Here is a 21,988-nt window from a genome sequence, read left to right as displayed (position 1 = left end):
TCCAACCCTGTTTCCCGCTCACGACTTGCCCGACTAAGCGGCGTCGGCGCACGCGTGTTCGGCGGCGACGAAACCGAAGACCATCGTGCCGCCGATGCTGCCGCCCGCGCCGAGGTACTTTCGGCCCATGACTGTGGCCGTGATGTTGCCTGTCGCGTAGAGCCCCGGCAGCGGTTGCCCGTCCTGGCCCAGCACTCGGGCGTGTTCGTCGGTGACGAGCCCGCCGCAGGTTCCGACATCACCCGGAAAAATCTTCAGCGCGTAGAAGGGGGCTCGGTCGACCGGGCCGAGCGCGGGGTTGGGCCGGTGCCCCGGGTCGCCGAGATGCCGGTTGTACTGCGACTCGCCACGCCCGTACTCCGGATCGCGGCCCTGAGCGGCGTGCTCGTTGAACCGGTCGAGCGTGGCAACCAGCCCGTCGGGGTCGATTCCGCACGCCCGCGCCAGTTCGGCGACCGTGGCGGCTTTCTTCACTTCCCCGCTCTTCACCCAGTCCGCGGGCAGGCGTCCGACGCTGGTTTGCGAGTGCGTGTAGCGACGCCGGTAGTTGTCGTCGAAGACCAGCCAGCACGGGACCGCGGGGGTCTCCTGGTTTCGCGCGAACATGGCCTTGCCGACCTCGACGTAGGAATTGGCCTCGTTGCAGAAGCGCTTACCCGCGGCATCGACGAACACGGTGTGCGCCCGCTGACGGGCGCTGTTCAACGCGGACATGCCGAAGTACGCCGAGGGACCCGGCAGCCACCAGGCCTCGTCCAGCAAATCGGTACGGGCGCCGAGCTCCATCGCCGTGGCCAGAACCTCACCGGTGTCGCCCGGGTTGGCCATCGACCACTCGCCGGTGGTGCGCTGGGCTCCCCCGTGCGCTTGGCGCATTTTCGCGTTGTGCGCGAAACCGCCGGCGGCGAGCAGCACTCCCTTCCGCGCTTCGACGGTCTTCGTGCTGTCCCCCTGCCTGACGCGGACGCCGCGCACCCGGCCGTCCTCGACGACCAATTCGGTGAGAGCGCTTTCCAGCCAGATCGGAACGCCCGCCGCAACGGCATGCTCGACCAGCTGCCCGACGAGAGACGAGCCGTTGGTCAGCAACGGCTGGTGGCGCAGTTTTGCCACCAGCCCTCGTCGGGCGATGCGGGCCGCGATGGCGAAGCTGCGCGCCGATCGGTTGAAGTGCATCATGTACGGGATCTCTTCGGTCATCGCCGGGAACCCGATCGATGCCGCCAGGCCGGGCTGCAGCTTGTGCCGCCATTCCCCCAGCCGGCGCGCGTCGTACGGGACGCCTTCGACGGACCGGCCGGCCGCGTTGCCCCCCTTGCGGTTGTCGTAGTAGTCGGGGTAGCCGGCACAGCGCTGGAAGCGCATGCCGCTGTCCTGCAGGAACGAGATCATCCGCGGACCGGCCATCAGGTAGGCGTGCCGCCGCTCGGGCGACGACCCCGGGCCGGCGTCACCCACCACCTCGTCGAAGTAAGCCATGCCGTCGACGTAGGAATCGTGGATCCCGTCCACCCGCATCAACGGGTTGTCCGGAACCCACACCATCCCGCCCGACATGGCGGTCGAGCCGCCGACGAGCGCCTGCTTCTCGATGACGAGCGCGGAACTCCCGGCATCGGCAGCGCGCAGGGCGCCGACCAGACCGCCGCCCCCGCTGCCCACGCTCACGAAGTCGTACGAGCAATCCCAAGGTGACATCGTTGTCTCCGAACTCGGCGTACTCGCCGGTCGTTTGCTCAGGAACGGGCTTTCTTCTTTTTCTCGGCGGGACTGACCGATGCCGTCCACATGCCGACGAGGACGTCGACCAGGCCGACGGCCGTCTCTTCCCACGTTGCCGGGCGGACCGCAGTCCCCTCGGCGAGCCCGCGCTCGCGCTCGGCGCACATCTGCACGATGACGTGGCTGACGATGCGGGACCGTTCCCGCAGGACGTGGGCGGGCAGTTCCGGAAGGCACTCGCTCACGCCGCGGATGATGCGGACGACCGACTCCGACTCGGCTTCCTCGACCGCGATCTCGCGCAGCCCAGGATCGGCGAGAACCTGCGCGATGAACCGCGCGTGCCAACTCGGCGGCCCGTCTTCGTCGAGCAGTTCCGTGTAGGGGTGGACCAGGCAGGCGACCCAGTCGCGCAGCCCAGGCTCATCACCCATTCGAGCGAATCTGGCTTCTCGCTTGACCTCGACGCGCTCGTTGAACTGCCGCATCAGCGCGCGGACCAAATCCGCCTTCGACGGGAAGTAGTAGCCGACGACCGAGGTGTTGCCCTTGCCGGCGGCAGCGCCGATCTGGCGGTTGGACACCGCCAGCACGCCCTCTTCCGCGAACAGCCGGACGGCGACCTCGAGGATGGCTTTCCGGGTCGCGACCCGGCGGATGTCCGCGGTCGCACCGCCCCCGCCGCGCACCGTGGCCGGGATGTCGGTGTCGTCCACCGGCCCGGGCCGTGCCTTGCGGCGTCGCTGGGCCTTGTGCGGGTGACTCATGCCGGGATCCTCGCGCCTCGTGACGTCATGTGCTCTTCCCCAGTCGGTTCGGTGGTGCGGTGGTCGTGAACGGCGCGGTCCAGATGCCGGCCAACGCGTCGACCAGCCCGGTTTCCAGGTCTTGCCAGCTCGCCCACACGGTCGGAGCGCCCGCCGCGACCGCGGCTTCCCGTTCGGCGCACGTGCGCACGATGAGCTGCTGGACGATCTCGTCCCGCTGGGCCGCGACAGCGGCCGGCATGACCGGCAGGCACCGTTCGAGAGCTTCGCGGGTCCGGCGCAAGGTCGGCGAAAGGATCGCCTCTTCGGTCACCACGGCCCGCAGCGCCGGATCGGCCATCACCTGGGCGCAGAGCCTGGCGAAGTACGTGGGGCCTCGGGCGAACCGCTCGGTCCACGGGTGAACGAGGCAGCCCAGCCAGTCACGGATACCGGCGTCGTCGTCCATCCCGGCGATCAAGGCCACCCGCGTCTGCTCGGTTTCCGCGGTGAACCGGCGGGCGATCGCCCGCACGAGATCGGCTTTGGTGCGGAACTGGTGGGCGGCCAGCGGCGGCGCTGTCCCGTCGCGGAAGCGGCGGCCGGCGGGGGCGAACGTTCCCTGCTCGACGAAGAACCGCTCGGCGGTGTCCAAGTTCGTCAACCGGATCACCGGGCGACGGGTACCTCGCCGGGCGGCGACGTCCGGCCCGCCCGGCCAGGCACGGGGCCCGGTGGGCATGGGACGACGCGAACCGTTCACCACGCCTCCTTTCCCCGAACCGGCCGGGCCACCGTCACGCGCCGGTTCCCGCCGCGGCGAGCTTCATCATGTCTTCGGCTTTGAGCGGGAACCCGGCCGAGGAACCGCCGTCGACCGGCAGCACGATACCCGTGACGAACGCCGATCGGTCCCCGGCCAGGAACAGCGCAGCCTCGGCGACGTCCGCGGGTGTGCCTTCGCGGGGAAGTGGCTTCGACAGTGCCTGCACGGCGCGGATCCCGGCGATCCGGGCGGCGGCCTCTCCGGACATGGAGCTCGCCAGCAGGCCGGTCGGAATGTTGCCGGGGGCGATGCAGTTGACCCGGACCCCGTGCTCGGCGACGTCGATCGCGACCGATTTGGTCATGTGGATGAGTCCGGCTTTGGACGCGCGGTAACTCAAAACGCTTCTTCCGGCGGTAATCCCGCCGATCGACGTCACGTTGATGATCGAGCCACCACCGTGCTCCGCCATGTGCGCCGCGGCCACCTGCGTGCCGACCATGACGCCCAGCAGGTTCACCGACATCACCCGGACGAAGTCGGCGAAGTCGTCGTCGAAGAACTTCGGGTGCATCGCACCGGACACCCCGGCGTTGTTCACCATGACCTGTAGCCCGCCCAGGGTGTTCACCGCGAACCGGACGAGGTCGCGGACCTGGTCCGGGTCACCGGCGTCAGCCGAGTGGAAGACGGCGTCGCCGCCGATCTCGGCCGCGACCTTCTCGCCCGCCTCCTGGTCGACGTCGGAGACCACGACCAGGGCCCCCTCCCGGGCGAACCGCTCGGCGATCCCGCGGCCGAGCCCGCTCGCCGCGCCGGTCACCACGGCGACCCGGCCGGAAAGTTCGTCCACCGTCCTGCTTCCTTCCGGTCGTGGTGTCACCAGGACACCGGCAGCTCGTACACGCCGTAGGCGAGCCTGTCGTGCTTGAAGGCGATCTGCTCGACGGACGTCGCGAGGCGCAGAGTCGGCACCCGCTTGAAGATGGTGCCGAAGACGACTTGCAGCTCGACCCGGGCCAGCTGCTGGCCGACGCACTGGTGGATGCCGAAGCCGAAAGCGTGGTGGTCGCGGGCTGCGCGGTGGAGGTCGAGGGAGTCCGGTTCGCCGAACGTGCGCGGGTCGCGGTTGCCGGTCGAGAGGTCGATGATGATCCCCTCACCGGCCCGGATGACCACGCCGCCGACCTCGATGTCCTCCTTGGCGATCCGCCGCTGTCCGTTATGGATGATGCCGAGGTAGCGCAGCAGCTCTTCGACCGCGTTCGCGACCACGGCCGGGTCCTCGGTGTCCCGCAGGACCGCGAGCTGCTCCGGGTTCTCCAAGAGGGCCAGCACGCCGAGGCCGATCATGTTCGCGCTGGTCTCGTGTCCGGCGACCAGCAGACCGAGGCCCATCTGCGCCGCTTCGAGCACGGAGATCTCCTCGGCCACCACGCGCTGCGCGATGTCGGAGATGACGTCGTCGCGCGGGTCGGCAGCGCGTTTCTCGACGAGCCCGACGAGGTACTGGACCTGCGCCGCGAAGGCCTGCATGGCCTGTTCTTCGGTCGCGTAGCGATCGACGCCGATGGTCGCCTGCTCGTGGATGAAGTCGTGGTCTTCGGCCGGCACGCCGAGGATCTCCCCGATCACCTGCGTGGGCAGCGGCAGCGCCAACGCTGCGACGAGGTCGGCGGGCGCCGGACCGGCGGTCATCTTGTCCAGCAGCTCTTCGGTGAGGCGCTGCACGACCGGACGCATGGCGTTGACCCGCTTGAACGTGAACGGCGCGGTCATCATCCGGCGATACCGCGTGTGTACCGGGGGGTCGGTGTTGAAAACGGAGTCGGAGCGGAGCGGGGCCATCTTCGAGATGCCCTCGTTCCAGTGCGGGAAGCCGGGGAGCCGGTCGTCGACGCTGACCCTCGGGTCGGAAAACAGCAGGCGCTGTTCAGCGTGGCCGGTGACGATCCACGGCGTGCTGCCGTCCCAGATCCGCACTCGGGACACGGGGTGCTCGACGACGGTCGCGCGCAATTCGCCCGGCGGATCGAAGGGACAACCCGCCGCCCGCTCCATCGGGAAGTAGGGGGCTTCCCCGGTGGCGGCCGACGTCAGTGACTCGGACATGTGTTTCCGCGCTCCTTCGCTGCGGTGGACTTCAGGCCTGCAGGTGGATGGCCTGCGCGGGACAGACGGCGGCGGCGTGCCGGACGCCGTTCTCCGTGCCGTCCGGGGCCGAAGAGGCCAGCAGGACGACGATGCCGTCCTCGTCGCGCTGGTCGAAGACCTCGGGTGCGGCGGCCACGCATTGGCCTGCCGCGACGCACCGGTCCGGCTCGATGCTGATCTCCATCGTCGTCCTCTTCATCGGTGGCGGTCCCGGACCGGCGCGCACCGACTCGTCGACCGGCCACTGAAGCCGCATGGGCGACATCGCGCTCCAGCGGCCACGTCCTGGGGTGGACCTGAGTGAACACCCGGCCGAGTTGTAAGTCAACCGGTTGATTCAAATTCACCGTAGTTTCAAATCAACCGGTTGACTCAAAACGTGGCACGGTGTTCACTCTGCCTCGTGGCCGGATCACGAACGCCGCGCCCGGGCTCGCTGCGGAGCCGTCTTCGGAGTTCGCGGCCGCCTCGATGCGGCGAACGCCCGGCGGCCGGGTCGTTCCGGGCCACCGGCCCGCGGTCTTTCGAAGGCAAGGAGCACGCCATGTCCGAGTCCACGCGTCCCTCCCCCGAGGAGATCATCCTCTACGAGAAGGATCCGAAGACGCGGATCGCCACCATCACGCTGAACCGCCCGGACCACCTGAACGCGCCCACGATCGGCGCGCGGCTGCGCTACGCCGAACTGCTGCACCGCGCCAACATCGACGACGAAGTGAAGGTCCTGGTCATCCGGGGCGCCGGGAACGACCTCGGCAGCGGCGTCGACCTGCCCGAGTTCATGGAGGTCTACGGCTCCCCGGACGACGAGGCCCGGCTGGGCGAGTTCCGGCTGTCCGAAGAGGACGATGTGCGCCTGCCACCGTCGAGTTCCTTCCGCGGCGGCGCCCAGGTGAGCCAATGGTTCGCCGACCCGCGGTCCGGCTGCCGGACGCTGCAGGACTTCAAGAAGATCAGCATCCTCGAGGTCAAGGGCTACTGCTACGGCTGGCACTTCTACCAGGCGGCCGACGCGGACCTGGTGATCTCCTCCGACGACGCGCTCTTCGGCCACGCGGCGTTCCGCTACGCCGGCTGGGGCCCGCGGATGTGGACCTGGGCGCAGACGATGGGGCTGCGGAAGTTCCAGGAGATGGTCTTCACCGGCCGTCCGTTCACCGCGGCGGAAATGTACGACTGCAACTTCCTCAACAAGGTGGTCCCCCGCGACGCTCTCGAAGACGAAGTGGCGAAGTACGCGCTCGCCTGCTCCCGCACTCGACCGACGGACACCGTGTACCAGCAGAAGCTCTTCTTCACGATGTACAAGCAGCAGCAGGGCGAATACCTCGGGAGCATCCTCACCGGCCTGTTCGAGACCCTCGGCAGCTACGTCCGGCCCGACGGCGGCGACATGATGCTGGACGGGATGTTCGAACGCGGCCTGAGCACCGCGGTCAAGGACAACGACGACCGGTTCCCCCCGGACTTCCGGCTCAGCCGGTCCGGCCGCAGGAAGCCCGAATAGCCATGGCCGAACCGACCTCACCCCTGACCGGCTACACGGTGGTCGACCTTTCCTCGGGCATCGCGGGCGGCTACGCGACCAAGATCCTCGCCGACGGCGGTGCCGATGTCGTCAAGGTCGAGCCACCCGGCGGTGATCCGCTGCGGACCTGGTCGGCCTCCGGCTCGGCCATCCCCGCCGGTACGGACGGCGCCCTGTTCAGCTTCCTGGCCTCCTCCAAGCGCAGCGTGACCGCCGACCCGGCCGACTTGGCCCCGGTGCACGCCCTGCTGCGCGCCGCGGCCGCCGTCGTCTGGTCGAAGGGCACCGAGCTCGCGGACCACCCGGCCCTGCGGCCGGCCGAGCTGCTGCGCACGCACCCACACCTGACCGTCACCGCCATCACGCCGTTCGGCCTGGAGGGGCCGTGGCGCGACAAACCGGCCACGGAGTTCACCGTCCAGGCCTGGTCGGGCGGGATCATCGGGCTCGGGCGTGGCGCAGCCGACCGGGCACCGGTGCACGTCGGCGGCCAGGTCGGCTCCTGGCTCGCCGGCGCCTACGCCGCCGCGGGAACGCTGGTTTCCCGGATCCGCACCCGGCAGACCGGACTCGGCCGCCTGGTCGACGTCTCCCTGCTGGAGACCGAGGTCCTGTGCCTGACCTACCACCCGGTGACCTTCTTCGACTTGCTGGGCAGGCCGTTCCGCGCGGGCCGCGCGTTGTTCGTGCCCGGCGTTGCCCAGGCCGCGGACGGGCTCGTGGCCATCGGCTGCGCGACGGCGCAGCAGTGGTTCGACCTCTGTGCGATGGTCGGCCACCCCGAGTGGATCGACCCCGAAGCCCCACTGGCACTCACCGAGCTGGCCACGAAGGTGGCACCCGAGCTCTACGGCTGGGTCGCCGAACGCACGGTCGCCGAAGTTCGCGAGCTCGCCAGCGCATTCCGCATCCCGAACGCACCGGTCAACACGGGCGCCACCGTCGCCGGCAACGAGCAGTTCGCCGCTCGCGGCAGCTTCCGGCCCAACCCCCGGGACGGCTTCCTCCAGCCCGGTCCGCCGTACCGGCCCCAGCCCGACTTCCTGCGTGAACCGACGCCTGCACCCGCGCTCGGCGAGAACAACGGTCTCGAAATCGACAAGTCCACTCCGGAAAGCGATCCTGCCCACGACACGGCAGACCTGCCCCTGGCGGGACTGCGGGTCCTGGATCTGACGGCTTTCTGGGCGGGCCCGTTCAGCACGCAGATGCTCGGCATGCTGGGCGCGGAGGTCATCCACGTCGAGTCCACGAACCGGCCGGACGGCACGCGCCTGATCGCCGGCGTCCCGATGACCGAAGCGCAGTGGTGGGAGCGCTCGCCCATCTTCGCCGGCCTCAACACCGGCAAGAAGAGCGTCACCGTCAACTTCCAGACCGAGCGCGGGAAAGCCGTGCTCCGCGACCTCATCGCAGCCTGCGACGTCGTTGTCGAGAACTACACGCCTCGCGTCCTCGACCAAGCCGGGCTCGGGTACGACGAAGTCCGCGCCATCCGGTCCGACGTCATCATGGTGCGGATGCCCGGCTTCGGCCTCGACGGCCCGTACCGCGACAACGTCGCGCTCGCCTACGTCATCGAAGACGTGTCCGGGCTGACCTGGCTTACCGGGCATCCCGACCAAAACCCCGTCGAGCCGTATTCGATCGGTGACCCGAACGCCGGCCTGCACGCCTTCACCGGCCTGCTGCTCGCCCTGGAACATCGCCACCGCACCGGCGAGGGCGCCCTGGTGGAAGCCGCCATGGCCGAAGCGGCGCTCAACATCACCGCTGAGCAAGTCATCGAGCACAGCGCCTACGGCGTCGTACTGAACCGCGACGGCAACCGCGGTCCGGTGGCCGCACCGCAGAACCTCTACCGGACAACCGAAGCGGACGAGTTCGGCGGCCGCGACTCGTGGGTCGCGATCGCTGTCGCCACCGACGAGCAGTGGACAGCTCTGTGCTCTGTGCTCGGCAAGCCGGACTGGGCCGAGGACGCCGGCTTGCGCCACGCCGCCGGCCGCCGCGCACGACACGACGAACTGGACGAAGAACTCGGCCGCTGGTGCCTGCCACGAACCGGCGACGAGATCGTCGAATCGCTGTGGGCCGCGGGCGTGCCGGTCGCGAAGGTACTGCAGCCGCACCGCCAGACCGAACTCCCGCAGCTGCAAGCACGCGGGTTCTTCGAGACCGTGGGCCACCCGGTGGGCGGCGACGCCCGCTACAGCACCTTGCCCTTCCGGCTGTCCGACCAGGACGGACCGATCCATCGCGGTCCGGCACCTCTGCTGGGTCAGCACAACCACGAAGTCCTCACCGGACTCGGCCTGAGCCAGGACGAAATCAGCTCCCTCACCGCGGAAGGCGTCATCGGCGACCGGCTGTCCTGGTGACACCCCGCGCGGACGAACGAAAGGACCGAGCATGGAACCCAGCGTCGGGTCGACGCTCCTGAGCACTGTGGACACCACCGCCGTGGTGGTGGTCCGCTGGTCTGCCGGCTCAGCCGAGCTCACCTGCGGCGGCGCCCCCGTGGTCGGTAAGACCGAACACGACGGCACCACCGCCGGTGCCGTCGATCCAGCGCACGCCGCCGGCACCATCCTGGGCAAGCGTTACACCGACGCCGGCGGCTCAGTGGAACTGCTGTGCACCAAGGCGGGACCGGGATCACTCGCCCTGGACGGCACGCCGCTGACGGTCAAGAGCGCCAAACCCCTTCCGGCATCGGACTGACGCCCATGAACCTCACGACACTGCTCGACATGACCGCCGAAGGCGCGCTGGACCGGCGCGTCGCGATCGGGAGTGCACGGTCCGGGCTCACCGGCGAAGAACTTCGCGCCGCGGCGCGACGCGGCGCAGCAGCGCTGGTGGCGTCCGGCGCCTCGGCACTGGTCTACCTCGCGACCACCGGACCGGCGTTCCCCGTGGCCCTCTTCAGCGCCGCGGTCGCCGGGGTGCCCTTCGTGCCGGTCAACTACCGCCTTGGCGACGCCCAGCTGAGAACCGTGCTCGGCAACCACTCCGGCGCTTTCGTCGTCGCCGACGAGAAGTACACGGACCTGGTGGCGCCCCTGGCCGTGGGTCACGCGACACCGGCGGAGTGGCCTCCCGGAGTGGCAGCGGCCGAACCGGAACGGGAACCCTCGCCGGAGGACACCGCGGTGATCATCTACACCAGCGGCACGACGTCGGCACCCAAGGGCGTCCTGCTGCGCCACGACAACCTCGTCTCCTACGTGATCGGCACGGTGGAATTCGCCGCCGCGGAAGCCGGGGACGCGACCCTGCTCTGCGTGCCGCCGTACCACATCGCCGCGGTGTCCAATGTGCTCACCAACCTCTACGCCGGCCGCCGGATCACCTTCCTCGACCCTTTTTCCCCGGCAGGCTGGCTCGAGCTGGCCCGGGCCGAGCAGGTCACGCACGCGATGGTCGTGCCGACCATGCTGGCGCGGATCATGGGTGCCGACGACGTCGACCGGTCCGTGCCCAGCCTGCGCACCCTGGCCTACGGTGGCGCCGCGATGCCGCCCCGGGTCATCGAGCGGGCCCTGCGCGAGTGGCCGCACGTCGGGTTCGTCAACGCCTACGGACTGACCGAAACCAGCTCGACCGTCACCATCCTCGGCCCCGATGAGCACCGCGCCGCGCTCGCCGCCACCGAACCGGCAGCGCGAGCCCGGCTGCACTCGGCGGGCCGGCCGGTTCCCGGCATCGAGATCGAAATCCGCGCCGCGGACGGCACCGGCCTGCCCCCCGGTGTGTCCGGCCGGATCTGGATCCGCGGTGCACAGGTCTCCGGCCGGTACGCGGGGATGAGCGAGACTCGCGGCGACAGGTGGTTCGACACCCGCGACCTCGGCCACCTCGACGCCGAAGGCTTCCTCTACGTCGAGGGACGACAGGACGACACGATCATCCGGGGCGCCGAGAACATCGCCCCCGCCGAGATCGAGGACGTGCTGCTGCGCCAGGACGGCGTCGCGGACGCGGTCGTCGTCGGCGTACCCGATGAAGATTGGGGCCAGCGGATCGAAGCGGTGGTTACGTCCGAGCCGGGTATCGACCTGGACCCCGACCGGTTGCGGGGCGCGGTGCGGGCCGCGCTGCGCAGCTCGAAGACCCCTGACCGGATCGTCGTCTGGCCGGAGCTCCCGCGCACCGATACCGGCAAGGTCCGCCGCCCCGACGTCGTGGCCGCCCTGACCCGCTGACCGAGAATCGAGGTGATCCGGGATGGCCGTCCTGACCAGACCGGCAAGCAGCCAGGACACGCTGCTCGCGATGTACACGGCGATGGTGAAGACCCGCATGTGCGAGACCGCCGTACTCCGCCGGCTCGACACCGCCGTCCACCCGATCGCCTACCGGCCGGTGCGCGGTCAGGAGGCCGTCGCGGCCGGCACCGTGGCCGCGCTCGAACCCGGCGACCGCCTGGTCACGACGAAGCGCTGCCTGCACGAGCTGATCGCCTGCGGAATGCCGCTGCGCGACGTCATCGGCATGCTGCTCACTCCGTGGAATCCGGCGGTCGCCGACCCGATGGCACGGGCCCACGGAGTGATCTTCTCGGCCGAGGCCCCCGGCGCCGGCATTCCCGTCGCCGCCGGCGCTGCGCTGGCCGCCAAGGCGACAGCCAGCGGACGCGTCACGGTGGTCTCCTTCGGCGATGGCGCGGTGAACACCGGCGCCTTCCACGAAGGCGCCAACCTGGCGGCAGCCCACCGGCTGCCCCTGGTACTGCTGTGCCGGAACGAAATCTTCGACGGCGCGACGACCGGTCCCATCGCCGCCCGCGCACAAGGGTATGGCATGACCGGACTGACCGTGGACGGCAGCGACCCGATCAAGGTGCGCCGAGCGGTGTCCGAAGCCATCGCCCGCGCGCGGGACGGCGGCGGCCCGACCTTCGTCGAGTGCGTCACTCTCCGGCTCACCGACGGCCACACATCCGACGAGGATCCGCTGCACCGGTACGAACAACGGCTCACCAAGACCGGTGCGGACGCGGCGCAGCTCGTCCGGATCTCCGCGAAGGCGATGTCCGAAGTGGAGCGGCTCACCGACGTGCTGAAGCTGATCACCGGACGGACCACCCCAGGCGGGCGGCGATGAGCACCTCTGACTACTCCGGACGCGCCGCGCTCAACCGAGCCCTCGATCGGGCCCTCGGCGCCGACTTCCGCGTCCTGCTCCTCGGCCAGGATCTGGCCGACCCGATCGGCGGCCGCTTCGGCGTCACCCGCGGCTTGTCGACCACGCACGGACCGCACCGGGTGCTCGACCTCCCGGCCTCGGTGACAGCGATGTGCGGTGCGGCCGTCGGCGCCGCCCTCGAAGGCCTGATCCCCATCGTCGAACTGCCCGCCGCCCCGGTCAGCGGCGCAGCCATGGACCAGCTGGCGAACCTCGCCGTCTTCCGTGACCGGCCACCGGCCGTGCCCTGTCCGACGCCGGTCTTCCGCATCCCCGTTCCCGTTCCCGAGGCGGGGTCCGGCCCTCACCTGGACCGGTTCGTCCGCATTCCCGGCCTGAAGGTCGTCCAGCCGAGCACGCCGGCCGAGGCCGAACAGCTGCTGCTCGCGGCCATCCGCGATCCGGCGCCGTGCGTAGTCCTCGAACCGGTCCGGCTCTACGACGCGATCGGTCCACGGGCCGACCCCGCCGAAGGAGCCTCGATCGCCGACGCGACCGCCTGCATGGGCGCGGTCGCCGAAGTCACCGTCGTCACGTGCGGCACCGCGCGCATCGCGGCCATGCACGCCGCCGCCGACCTCACGGCGGAGGGCGTCGAGGTTGACGTCGTTCCCCTTCGCGGCCTCGAATCGCTGGACACAGAGGTGGTCCTGCGTTCCGCCGCCCGCACCCGGCGCCTCGTCCTGGCCCCTGGATCGGGTGCTCCGCAAGCGCAGTACGGCGCCATCGCCGAACTGGCCGGCCGGGAACTGCTCGGTCTGCTCGCCGCGCCGGTCGAACAGGTGGCGGCCGCGGATCCCGGCGGCCCGAGACCCGTGGACATCGCCGCCGCGGTCCACAGAGTGTGCAGTTACTCCCGATCGCGCGTGCCCATCCGGTGATCCCGGGCAGGCTCGCCCAGTCCGCACAGGCGGTTCACCTCCGAACCGAACCACACCCGATACAGCATGTCGCGCACATGCCGATACGTCGGCCGCCGCGACCCCATCGCCGGGGGCGATCATGCTTCCTCCTGTCCGTTCATCCTCGTACCCGACCGCCGGCCACACCGCGATCGCACCAGCCGACGACGGCAGTCCTGCGCTGCGGTTGTGGTCGACCATTCCGGTGGAGCTCGCCGAGAAACTGCGACCGCTGACCGACATCCTGGTCCAGGAAGTGCAGGAGGAGATCCAACGCGCCGTCGGGGCGTACTCCCGCACCATGGACGACCGCATCCGCAAGACCCTCACGAGAGCCATCGAAACCGCCATCCACCAGTGCTTCGACGCCGTCGACGGGTCGGTATCCGACTGGAGCGCCTGGCGGGCGGTCTTCCACCGGGCCGGCGAGCTCGAGTTCATGGAGGGCCGGACCACCGAACCGCTGCAGGCCGCCGTACGGATCGGCGCGCGCGTCGTCTGGCAGCACATCAGCGCCCAAGCGCACTCGATCGGCATCCCCACCGAGTCCCTGTTCGTCATCGCCGAAGCGATCTTCGCCTGGGTCGACGAACTCAGCACCGTCGCGATCGCCGGCCACCACGCGGCCCAGACCCGCGTGCGTGGCGAATGCGGCGCACCGGACCTCCCGGATGCCGCGCGCCGGCAGCTGGTGCGCATGATCCTTTCCGGCGAACCGGCCGACCAGGAGTGGATCCGCGCGCTGGCCGAGGCCGCACGCTGGCCGATGCCGGACCGGCTGCTCGTCGTCGCCGTGGAACGACGCGACGAGAAGGACGACCTCCGAGACGTCCTCGCGCGCCGGGAGGCGCTGGTCGACCTCGAAAGCTCCGCCCCCTGTGTGCTGCTACACGATCCCGGTGAACACCGGCGGCCGATCGTGGACCTGCTGCGCGGGCGCCGTGGTGCCGTCGGGCCCGCGGTGAGCCCCGCAGAGGTCAACCGATCCCTGATCCAGGCCCGGCGGCTGCTCGGGCTCATCCAGTTGCAGGGCAGGCCATCCGACCGGATCGCCTGGTGCCAAGACCACTTGCCGACCTTGATGCTGCTGGTGGACCCGTTCCTGACCGGCCAGCTGCGAGAGCACACCGACGCCGCGTTCGCCGGGCTCACAACCAAACAGCGCCGGCGAATGGCGACCACCCTGCTGGCCTGGCTGCAAAGCCGCGGCACGCACAGCGAAATCGCAGCCGGCCTGGACGTGCACCCGCAGACCTTCCGCTACCGGATCCACCAGCTGCAGGAGCTGCTCGGCGACAAGCTGGCGGACCCGGACGCCCGGCTGACGCTCGAGCTGGCGCTGCGCGCGGACCTGCTGCTCGATCCCGATTCCCGGGCGGAGCGGTCACACCACTCAATCGATGACAACGAACCGACAGCACCGCAGTGAGCGATTCACAAAAACCACGCACATCTTGACAGTTGAATTGTCACCACCTTACCGTTCCAATCCGTCGCTCATTTCCGAACGACGTTCGCAGGCACCTCATGGGAAAATTGTGAATCTTTCGGGCAAGACAATCGTGGTCACCGGAGGAGCGCGGGGAATCGGCGCCGCGCTCGCCCACCGGTTCGCGACCGAGAAGCCGCGCGGTATCGCGGTTTCGGACATCGACGCCGACGCGGCGAAAGCCGTGGCCGAGGAGCTGCGCGCAACCGGCGCGGCCGTCGTCGCGGTCGCCGCGGACGTGACCCGGAAAGACGAGGTGGAAGAGCTCGTCGCGACCATCGAAAACGAATTCGGCCCGGTCGACTTGCTCTGTTCCAACGCGGGAATCGCAACCGGAATGGGCATCCACGCGGCGCGTCCGGTCTGGGAGAACGCCTGGTCGGTCAATGTCATGGGCCACCTCCACCTCGCACAGGCGGTGCTGCCGAGCATGGCCCGGCGCCGGACCGGGCAGATCGTCATCACCGCGTCGGCGGCCGGGTTGCTCGGCCTGCCCGGCGACGCCCCCTACTCGGTGACGAAGAACGCCGCGGTGAGTCTCGCCGAGTGGCTGGCGGTCAGCTACGGGCATCTCGGAATCCGAGTGCGTGCCTTGTGCCCGCTCGGGGTGCGGACGGACTTGCTGATGGACGGCCTGCGGGTGGGCCACCAGGCCGCCCGCGCGGTCGCCGACTCCGCCGAGATCCTCGACCCGGCGGACGTCGCCGAAAGCGTCGTGACCGGCCTCTCCCGAGACTCCTTCTTCATCTTCCCGCACCGCGAGGTGGCCGCGCTGCATGCCGCCAAGGCCGCGGATCCCGACACCTGGATCCGGCAACACCTCGCCGCACCACCGAGCCGTGACTGAGAAAGGGCTTTCCATGGGAGCAAGGACCGACTGGTCGTGGCCGGTCGTGGCGGTGACACCGTGCGAGGTACCGGACGCGGTCCTGTGCGCCGCGGCGAGCCGGGCGGGAGCCCTGGGTGTGCTCGACCTCGGCCAGGGCGACCGCCCGGCCCTCGACCAGCTCGACCGGGTCGGCGGGCTGGCAGGTGGACGGCCGTTCGGCATCCGTGTGACGGCGGACTGCGCCGCGTCCATGGCCGACGTGGCGGCGGCGGCCGAGCCGGCCGTCGTCGTCCTCGCCGCCGGCGCACCCTGGCCGGTCGCCGACACCGCCGCGCGCTGGCCGGTCGTCGTGGAAGTCACGTCGGCCGCCGAAGCCGAGGTCGCCTGGGCCGACGGAGCACAGGCCCTGATCGCGCGCGGTTCGGAAGCCGGCGGCCGGGTCAGCGAGCTCGGCACTTTCGTACTGCTGCAGCACCTCCTCGACGCCGGGACGGGACTGCCCGTGCTGGCCTGCGGCGGCATCGGGCCGGCCACCGCGGCGGCTGCCGCGGCCGGCGGGGCCGCGGGGGTCGTCCTGGACACCCAGCTCGCGCTGCTCGAGGAGTCCGGCTTACCCGAGCATGCTCTGGCGCACATCGCCGTGAGCGACGGCACCAACACCGAGCTGCACACCGGGCGTCGGACGCTGCCGCTGGGCGACGACAGCCGGCTGCCTGTCGGGCAGGACTGCTTCCTCGCGGCCGGGTTCGCCGGCCGCTTCGGCACGACGGCGCGGGCAATCCGAGCGGTGGACCAGGCCTTTCACCGCCCGGTCGACAGCGAATGCCTCGCCGTCGCACCGGGATCGCCGCTCGCCCGGGCACTGGGCACCGCGCTGCCGGTAGCCCAAGGTCCGATGACGCGGGTCAGCGACCAAGCCGGCTTCGCCCGTGCCGTCGCCGACGCCGGTGCCCTGCCCTTCCTGGCCCTTGCCCTGTCCTCGGCCGAGCAGACGGCAGCAATGCTCGCGGAGACCAGCGACCGCCTGGGCGACCGCCCCTGGGGCATCGGTGTCCTGGGCTTCGCGGCCGAGGAGGTGCGAGCCGGACAGCTGCAGGCCATCCGGGAGTTCCGCCCGTCCGTCGCCCTGATCGCCGGCGGCCGCCCCGATCAGGCCGCGGCCTTGGAAAGCGCCGGGATCACCACGTTCCTCCACGTCCCCTCCCCCGCCCTGCTCCAGCAGTTCCTGGCCGCCGGCGCGCGCAAGTTCGTCTTCGAAGGCTCGGAGTGCGGCGGGCACGTCGGTCCTCGGACCAGCTTCTGCTTGTGGCAGGCGGTCATCGACGTCCTGCTCGATTTCACAGCGGCCGGTGGTGCGGCCGACCAACTGCAGATCCTGTTCGCCGGCGGAATCCACGACGCACGTTCCTCGGCCATGGTCGCCGCCGCGGCCGCCCCGCTGACCGAACTGGGCACCGCGGCAGGGCTGCTGATGGGCACGGCTTACCTGTTCACCGACGAAGCCGTCGCGCACGGCGCGGTGCGTCCCCTGTTCCGGGAGCGCGCCGTCACCGCCGAGCGGACCGTCCTGCTGGAGACGGCGCCCGGGCACGTCACCCGGTGCCTGCCCAGCCCGTTCACCGAAGAGTTCGGCTCGCTGCGCCGGCAACTGCGGCGCCAGGGCACCGACGACCGCGAGGTGTGGCAACGCCTCGAAGAACTCAACGTCGGCCGCCTGCGCATCGCGAGCAAAGGAATCCGCCGCGTCGGCAGCGAATTAGTCGATGTCGACGAGGCGGGCCAGCACGCGGAGGGTCTGTACATGGCGGGGCAGGTGGCGGTCCTGCGGTCGGCCACCACCACCCTCGCGACCCTCCACGCGGAAGTCACCACCGGCGCGGCCGAGTTCCTCGCCGCGCACGCCGCGCCTCCGGAGAAACCCGATCGCCCCACGGCGGTGAGGCCGCTCGACGTCGCGATCGTCGGCATTTCGGCGATGTTCCCCGGCGCGGCCGAACTGCCGGAGTTCTGGGCGAACATCCTCTCGGGGGCCGACGCGATCACCGAGGTGCCTGCCGACCGGTGGGACGCGGACCGGTTCTACGCCGAGGAGAAGGGCACCGACGACCACACGTACTCCAAGTGGGGCGGATTCCTTCCGCGGATCCCCTTCGATGCGCTTCGCTACGGGATTCCCCCGACCGCGCTCGCCTCGATTGAGCCCGTGCAGTTGCTCGCTCTGGAAGCCGCCCAGCGGGCCCTGCGCGACGCCGGTTACGAAGACAAGCCGTTCGACCGCGACCGCACCAGTGTCATCTTCGGCACCGAGGCCGGCAGTGACCTCTCCCGCGCCAACACCCTGCGCATCATGCTGCGTGCCTACCTCGAGGACCTGCCCCCGGACCTGGACGAGCAACTCCCGAGACTGACCGAGGACACCTTCCCCGGCAAGCTCGTCAACGTCATCGCGGGCCGGATCGCCAACCGCCTGAACCTCGGCGGCGCGAACTTCACGGTGGACGCGGCATGCGGTTCGTCGTTGGCCGCGGTCGACGCGGCGTGCAAGGAACTGCTCGCCGGCAGCAGCGACGTCGTGCTCTGCGGCGGCGCGGACCTGCACAACTCGATCGAGGACTTCCTCATGTTCGCCTCGGTCGGTGCGCTGTCGCCGCGCGGGCGATGTCGGACCTTCGATGCCGAAGGCGATGGAATCGCCCTCGGCGAGGGCGTTGCCTGCCTCGTGCTCAAACGGCTGGCCGACGCCGAACGCGACGGTGACCGCGTGTACGCCGTCATCAAGGGCGTCGGCAGCGGCAGTGACGGCCGGGCGCTGGGGCTCACGGCACCGCGAGCTGAAGGACAACGGCGGGCCCTGGAACGGGCTTACCGCGCCGCCGGCGTGTCCCCGGCCGAAGTCGGACTGGTGGAAGCGCACGGCACGGGCACAGTAGTCGGCGACCGCACGGAGCTGACGACGATCACCGCGCTCTACCGCGAAGCCGGGGCGGCGCCGGGTGGTTGCGTGCTCGGTTCGGTCAAATCCCAGATCGGGCACACCAAGTGCGCGGCCGGGATGGCGGGGCTGATCAAGGCCGCGCTGGCCGTGCACACCGGCGTGCTGCCGCCGACCAGGATCGAGACGCCCAACTCGGCCTGGACACCGGACAGCCCATTCACCTTCCGCACCCGGCCCGCGCCCTGGCTCGCTCCGGCGGCGAACCGGGTGGCCGGGGTGAGCGCCTTCGGTTTCGGCGGCACGAACTTCCACTTGGTACTCGCCGGGCACGGCACCGCCGACCTGAACCGGCACGGCCGGACGGCCTGGCCCGCCGAGCTGTTCCTGGTCCGCAGCATCGACCACGCCTCGGCCGTCCGCCAGCTGCAGCGGCTGCGCACCCTGCTGACAGCCAACGACACCAACGGCCGCCCGTGGTCGCTGCGCGACTTCGCCAAGACAGTGTCGGTGTGGAGCGCGCGCGAGCACTTCGGGGTCAAGTACGCGTTCGTGGCGACGACTCTCGACGAGCTGGCCGGGATCGTCGAAGCCCTGACCGCCGGGGAAACCCCGCCCGAGGTCTTCCTCGGTGACGACGCGGCGGCGGGCAAGGTCGCTGTGCTGTTCCCCGGTCAGGGCAGCCAGCGGCCGGGCATGCTGTCCGAACTGTTCGTGACGTTTCCCGACCTGCGCCGGATCGCCTGGCTGGGCGGCCCCGTTCTCGACGACCTGTTCCCCCCGGCCGCGTTCGGCCCCGACCAGACACGCGCCCAGCGCGACCGGCTGCGCGACACCCGGTGCGCCCAGCCGGCGCTCGGCGTGGCCGGGCTGGCCGTGCACGAACTGCTGGTGCGCTCCGGCGTGCACGCCGACATGTTCGCCGGGCACAGCTACGGCGAACTGGTCGCGCTCACCGCGGCGGGTGCGCTGGACCAGGAGGCGCTCCTGTCGCTCAGCACGGCAAGGGCCGAGTCCATCCTGGCCGCCGCCGGCTCGGATCCCGGCGCGATGGCAGCCGTGTCGGCCGGTTCGCAGGAGGTCGAGCGCGTGCTCGACGGCCTCGACGGTGTCGTGATCGCCAATCACAACTCACCTGAGCAGACCGTCATCGCCGGCCCCACGCCCGCGGTCGAGGCCGCGCTGGCGATGCTGCGTGAAGCGGCGCTGCCGGCGACCTCGCTCCCGGTGGCGTGCGCGTTCCACAGTCCGGTGGTAGCGGAAGCCGGGCGCACTTTCGGCGATGTCCTGGCCGACGTCGACTTCCGGGAACGCCACCGGCCGGTCTGGGCCAACCGGACCGCGGCTCCCTACCCGGACGAGGTGGACGCTCCCCGGGCCGAGCTGGCTGCACAGATCGGTGCGCCGGTGCGCTTCGCCGACCAGATCGAGGCGATGTACGCCGATGGCGCGCGGATCTTCGTCGAAGCCGGGCCGGGTGCCGTGCTCAGCGGCTTGGTCGGCCGCATCCTGCACGACCGGCCCCACACTGCGGTCAGCCTCGGTGACGACGGCCTGCACGGATTCCTGACCGGTCTCGCCCGGCTGGCCGCGGCCGGGGTGGACGTCCGCGCGGGCTGGCTGCACCACGGTCGGCCCGGCCTGGACCTCACGTTCGCCGAGCCCCCGAAGCGTCCGCAGTGGACGGTCGACGGACACCGCGTCCGCACTGTGGACGGTGCCGTGCTCCCCGGCGGGCTGACCCCCGTCCGCCGCATCCATCCCTTCTCAGCACCGAGGACGGACACCATGCCCGATCTCCTGGGTCGTGACGCGCTCGTCGCGGACTTCCTCCGCACCAGCCGGGAGCTCGTCACCGCGCAGCGCGACGTGATGCTCGGCTACCTGGGTGCGCCGGTCACTGCCGCCCCGGCCCTGTCCCCCAGCACAGCACCGGTCGTCGTCACAGCTCCGATCGCGATCGCAGCCCCCGAACCGGAAACCCCTGCCGCGCCGGATGCTCCGGCCGCCGACCCGCTGTCGGTCGTGGTCGGGGTGATCGCCCGGCGGACCGGCTACCCGCCCGAGATGATCGACCCCGGCCTCGACCTCGAAGCTGACCTGTCCGTCGACTCCATCAAGCGCACCGAGATCGCCGGCGAACTGTCCAGTGCCGTGGGCGATGGTCGCGACCTGGTGGACGAGCTGGTCCGCAGCCGGACCGCCCGCGCGATGGCCGAGGTGCTCGGCGGAACCACGGCCGCTCCCGCACCCGAGCCGTCGCCCGGCACCCCGCCGCAGATCCCAGGCGACGAACCGCGCCGGTTCGTCGAAGACCTCGTGGACGCTCCGGCCACACCCGACCCGGCTGCCCTCGTCGGCGCGACGATCGCCATCGCAGGCGGAAACCGGCTGGTGACCGACGAACTGGCGGGCCGCCTCTCCGCCAGCGGCGCGGTTCCCGTCGTGCTGGACGACGACGAGCCCGTGTCCATCGACACGCCACTGGACGGCTTGATCTCCTTGCACGCCCTCACCGCCGCCGAACCCGCGTTGCCCGAGATCTTCCCGCTCTTCGCGTCGGTGCTCCCCCGGGTGCGCTGGTGCGTGGCGGTCGCGGCCCCGAGCGGACGAGCGTGGGGTCTGCGTGGCTTCTTCCGGAGCCTCGCCCGGGAGTACCCGGACGTCCTCACCCGGCTCGTCGAGCTCACCGGAAACCCCGACGAAGGCGAAATCGCCGAAATGGTGACCGAAGAGCTTCAAAACCACGAAGGAGGGCCCGTCGTCTGCTACACGCCGCAACGACAGGTTCCCGAAGCGACCCCGACGTCGCTGGGCGGGCTCGCCGCGACCGGTTCCGGTCCAGCAGGTGACGGCGCGGCCGAATTGACCGCGGCGGGGCTCGGCCCGGACTCCGTCGTCCTGCTGGTCGGAGGCGCCCGTGGCATCACCGCCCGGGTTGCCGCGGACCTCGCCGCCACCACCCGGTGCCGGATCGAGCTGGCCGGCCGGACCACGGCACCCACCGCCGCCGACCCCGAACCGGACAGCGTTGCCGCGGCCACCGACCTGACCGCGCTGCGCAGCGCGCTGGCCGGTCTCGGCCACCTCGAACCGGCGGAGATAGACCGGCGCGCGAAGGAGACTCTGGCGCGCCGGGAAGTCCAAGCGACGCTGTCCGACATCCGCGGGCACGGAAGCGCGGTCGGCTACCACCCGGTGGACGTGACCGATGCCGACGCGGTCAGCCGACTGGTCAAGCAGGTCCACGCCGAACACGGACGCCTCGACCTGGTCGTCTTCGCCGCGGGAGTGATCGAAGACCGGCTGGTCGCCGACAAGACACCGGCGTCGTTCTCCCGCGTCTACCGCACCAAGGTCGACGGCGCCCGGGCCCTGCTCGACGCCCTCGATGAGCTACCCGAGCCCCCGCGGGTCGTGCTCTTCGGCAGCATCGCGGCCGTCCTGGGCAACCGCGGGCAAGCCGACTACGCCGCGGCCAACGACGCGCTGGAAGGGATGGGCGAGGCGTGGGCGAAGCGGAGCGGCGCCCGCGCTCTGACCGTCCACTGGGGACCGTGGGCGCCTCGTGAACGGCACGGCGGCATGGTGAGTGACGAACTGGCCCGGTCCTACGCCGAACGCGGAATCAGCCTGCTGGCACCGGAGGCAGCGGTCCCGGCGCTGTTTCGCGAACTCGCGTGGGGCTTCTCCCCCGCGGTCCTCTACACAGCGTCGGCCTGGTAGGCGC

At 70.7% G+C, this 21,988-nt stretch carries 15 protein-coding genes; 9 read left to right on the top strand and 6 right to left on the bottom strand.

Annotated features, from left to right (window positions below; all coding sequences use genetic code 11):
- Positions 1-33: 33 nt before the first annotated feature.
- From ACZ7OH_RS26580 to ACZ7OH_RS26555, 6 genes are read right to left on the bottom strand one after another with little or no spacing between them, the layout of a single operon-like run.
- Positions 34-1,788, bottom strand: coding sequence for an FAD-binding protein (locus ACZ7OH_RS26580; RefSeq protein WP_470283263.1), 1,755 nt, complete (start codon positions 1,786-1,788; stop codon positions 34-36).
- Entirely contained in the window at positions 1,737-2,489 is a 753-nt protein-coding gene (locus ACZ7OH_RS26575; RefSeq protein ID WP_470283262.1) for a TetR/AcrR family transcriptional regulator, read from the bottom strand. Before ACZ7OH_RS26575 ends, ACZ7OH_RS26580 begins: the two co-directional genes overlap by 52 nt.
- A gap of 25 nt (positions 2,490-2,514) precedes the next feature.
- A complete protein-coding gene (locus ACZ7OH_RS26570; RefSeq protein ID WP_470283261.1) occupies positions 2,515-3,210 on the bottom strand; it encodes a TetR family transcriptional regulator in 696 nt (231 codons plus the stop codon).
- Between the two features lie 55 nt (positions 3,211-3,265).
- Positions 3,266-4,087 (bottom strand): SDR family NAD(P)-dependent oxidoreductase, encoded by an 822-nt coding sequence (locus ACZ7OH_RS26565; RefSeq protein WP_470283260.1) that lies wholly within the window; start codon positions 4,085-4,087, stop codon positions 3,266-3,268.
- A 26-nt stretch (positions 4,088-4,113) separates the two neighbouring features.
- Positions 4,114-5,346, bottom strand: a complete 1,233-nt coding sequence (locus ACZ7OH_RS26560) for a cytochrome P450 (protein WP_470283259.1) — start codon at positions 5,344-5,346, stop codon at positions 4,114-4,116.
- 31 nt (positions 5,347-5,377) lie between these two features.
- Positions 5,378-5,572, bottom strand: coding sequence for a ferredoxin (locus ACZ7OH_RS26555; RefSeq protein WP_470283474.1), 195 nt, complete (start codon positions 5,570-5,572; stop codon positions 5,378-5,380).
- A gap of 360 nt (positions 5,573-5,932) precedes the next feature.
- On the opposite strand from ACZ7OH_RS26555, the gene ACZ7OH_RS26550 reads away from it, so the two are divergent.
- The 9 genes from ACZ7OH_RS26550 to ACZ7OH_RS26510 all read left to right on the top strand — a co-directional run bounded on the left by ACZ7OH_RS26550 (position 5,933) and on the right by ACZ7OH_RS26510 (position 21,984).
- Entirely contained in the window at positions 5,933-6,895 is a 963-nt protein-coding gene (locus tag ACZ7OH_RS26550) for an enoyl-CoA hydratase/isomerase family protein (RefSeq protein WP_470283258.1), read from the top strand.
- Between the two features lie 2 nt (positions 6,896-6,897).
- Complete coding sequence (locus tag ACZ7OH_RS26545) at positions 6,898-9,297, top strand: CaiB/BaiF CoA-transferase family protein (protein WP_470283257.1); 2,400 nt, start codon at positions 6,898-6,900, stop codon at positions 9,295-9,297.
- Positions 9,298-9,328: 31 nt separating this feature from the next.
- Positions 9,329-9,640 carry a hypothetical protein gene (locus tag ACZ7OH_RS26540; protein ID WP_470283256.1) on the top strand — a complete coding sequence of 104 codons (312 nt, stop codon included), beginning with the start codon at positions 9,329-9,331 and terminating at the stop codon, positions 9,638-9,640.
- A gap of 5 nt (positions 9,641-9,645) precedes the next feature.
- Positions 9,646-11,124: a class I adenylate-forming enzyme family protein gene (locus tag ACZ7OH_RS26535; protein WP_470283255.1), complete on the top strand. Its 1,479-nt coding sequence runs from the start codon at positions 9,646-9,648 to the stop codon at positions 11,122-11,124.
- Between the two features lie 22 nt (positions 11,125-11,146).
- Positions 11,147-12,025 (top strand): thiamine pyrophosphate-dependent enzyme, encoded by an 879-nt coding sequence (locus tag ACZ7OH_RS26530; protein ID WP_470283254.1) that lies wholly within the window; start codon positions 11,147-11,149, stop codon positions 12,023-12,025.
- Positions 12,022-12,987, top strand: a complete 966-nt coding sequence (locus ACZ7OH_RS26525; protein WP_470283253.1) for a transketolase C-terminal domain-containing protein — start codon at positions 12,022-12,024, stop codon at positions 12,985-12,987. Before ACZ7OH_RS26530 ends, ACZ7OH_RS26525 begins: the two co-directional genes overlap by 4 nt.
- A 121-nt stretch (positions 12,988-13,108) precedes the next feature.
- The gene (locus ACZ7OH_RS26520) at positions 13,109-14,437 is read left to right on the top strand and encodes a PucR family transcriptional regulator (protein ID WP_470283252.1); all 1,329 of its coding nucleotides are present in this window, start codon (positions 13,109-13,111) and stop codon (positions 14,435-14,437) included.
- Positions 14,409-15,344: an SDR family oxidoreductase gene (locus ACZ7OH_RS26515; protein WP_470283251.1), complete on the top strand. Its 936-nt coding sequence runs from the start codon at positions 14,409-14,411 to the stop codon at positions 15,342-15,344. Before ACZ7OH_RS26520 ends, ACZ7OH_RS26515 begins: the two co-directional genes overlap by 29 nt.
- Positions 15,345-15,357: 13 nt before the next feature.
- The gene (locus tag ACZ7OH_RS26510) at positions 15,358-21,984 is read left to right on the top strand and encodes an SDR family NAD(P)-dependent oxidoreductase (protein ID WP_470283250.1); all 6,627 of its coding nucleotides are present in this window, start codon (positions 15,358-15,360) and stop codon (positions 21,982-21,984) included.
- Positions 21,985-21,988 lie beyond the last annotated feature (4 nt).

The organism is Amycolatopsis sp. NPDC114478, from assembly GCF_055633805.1.
Note: the sequence above shows the minus strand (reverse complement) of the source record. Positions and strands in the feature narration are given on the sequence as shown.

Bases quoted from the DNA above. Each gene is read 5' to 3' on its own strand.
- ACZ7OH_RS26515 (WP_470283251.1), top strand. From the start codon at position 14,409: ATGACAACGAACCGACAGCACCGCAGTGAGCGATTCACAAAAACCACG.
- ACZ7OH_RS26510 (WP_470283250.1), top strand. From the start codon at position 15,358: ATGGGAGCAAGGACCGACTGGTCGTGGCCGGTCGTGGCGGTGACACCG.
- ACZ7OH_RS26540 (WP_470283256.1), top strand. From the start codon at position 9,329: ATGGAACCCAGCGTCGGGTCGACGCTCCTGAGCACTGTGGACACCACC.
- ACZ7OH_RS26555 (WP_470283474.1), bottom strand. From the start codon at position 5,572: ATGGAGATCAGCATCGAGCCGGACCGGTGCGTCGCGGCAGGCCAATGC.
- ACZ7OH_RS26550 (WP_470283258.1), top strand. From the start codon at position 5,933: ATGTCCGAGTCCACGCGTCCCTCCCCCGAGGAGATCATCCTCTACGAG.
- ACZ7OH_RS26525 (WP_470283253.1), top strand. From the start codon at position 12,022: ATGAGCACCTCTGACTACTCCGGACGCGCCGCGCTCAACCGAGCCCTC.
- ACZ7OH_RS26545 (WP_470283257.1), top strand. From the start codon at position 6,898: ATGGCCGAACCGACCTCACCCCTGACCGGCTACACGGTGGTCGACCTT.
- ACZ7OH_RS26560 (WP_470283259.1), bottom strand. From the start codon at position 5,346: ATGTCCGAGTCACTGACGTCGGCCGCCACCGGGGAAGCCCCCTACTTC.
- ACZ7OH_RS26570 (WP_470283261.1), bottom strand. From the start codon at position 3,210: ATGCCCACCGGGCCCCGTGCCTGGCCGGGCGGGCCGGACGTCGCCGCC.
- ACZ7OH_RS26530 (WP_470283254.1), top strand. From the start codon at position 11,147: ATGGCCGTCCTGACCAGACCGGCAAGCAGCCAGGACACGCTGCTCGCG.
- ACZ7OH_RS26535 (WP_470283255.1), top strand. From the start codon at position 9,646: ATGAACCTCACGACACTGCTCGACATGACCGCCGAAGGCGCGCTGGAC.
- ACZ7OH_RS26575 (WP_470283262.1), bottom strand. From the start codon at position 2,489: ATGAGTCACCCGCACAAGGCCCAGCGACGCCGCAAGGCACGGCCCGGG.
- ACZ7OH_RS26520 (WP_470283252.1), top strand. From the start codon at position 13,109: ATGCTTCCTCCTGTCCGTTCATCCTCGTACCCGACCGCCGGCCACACC.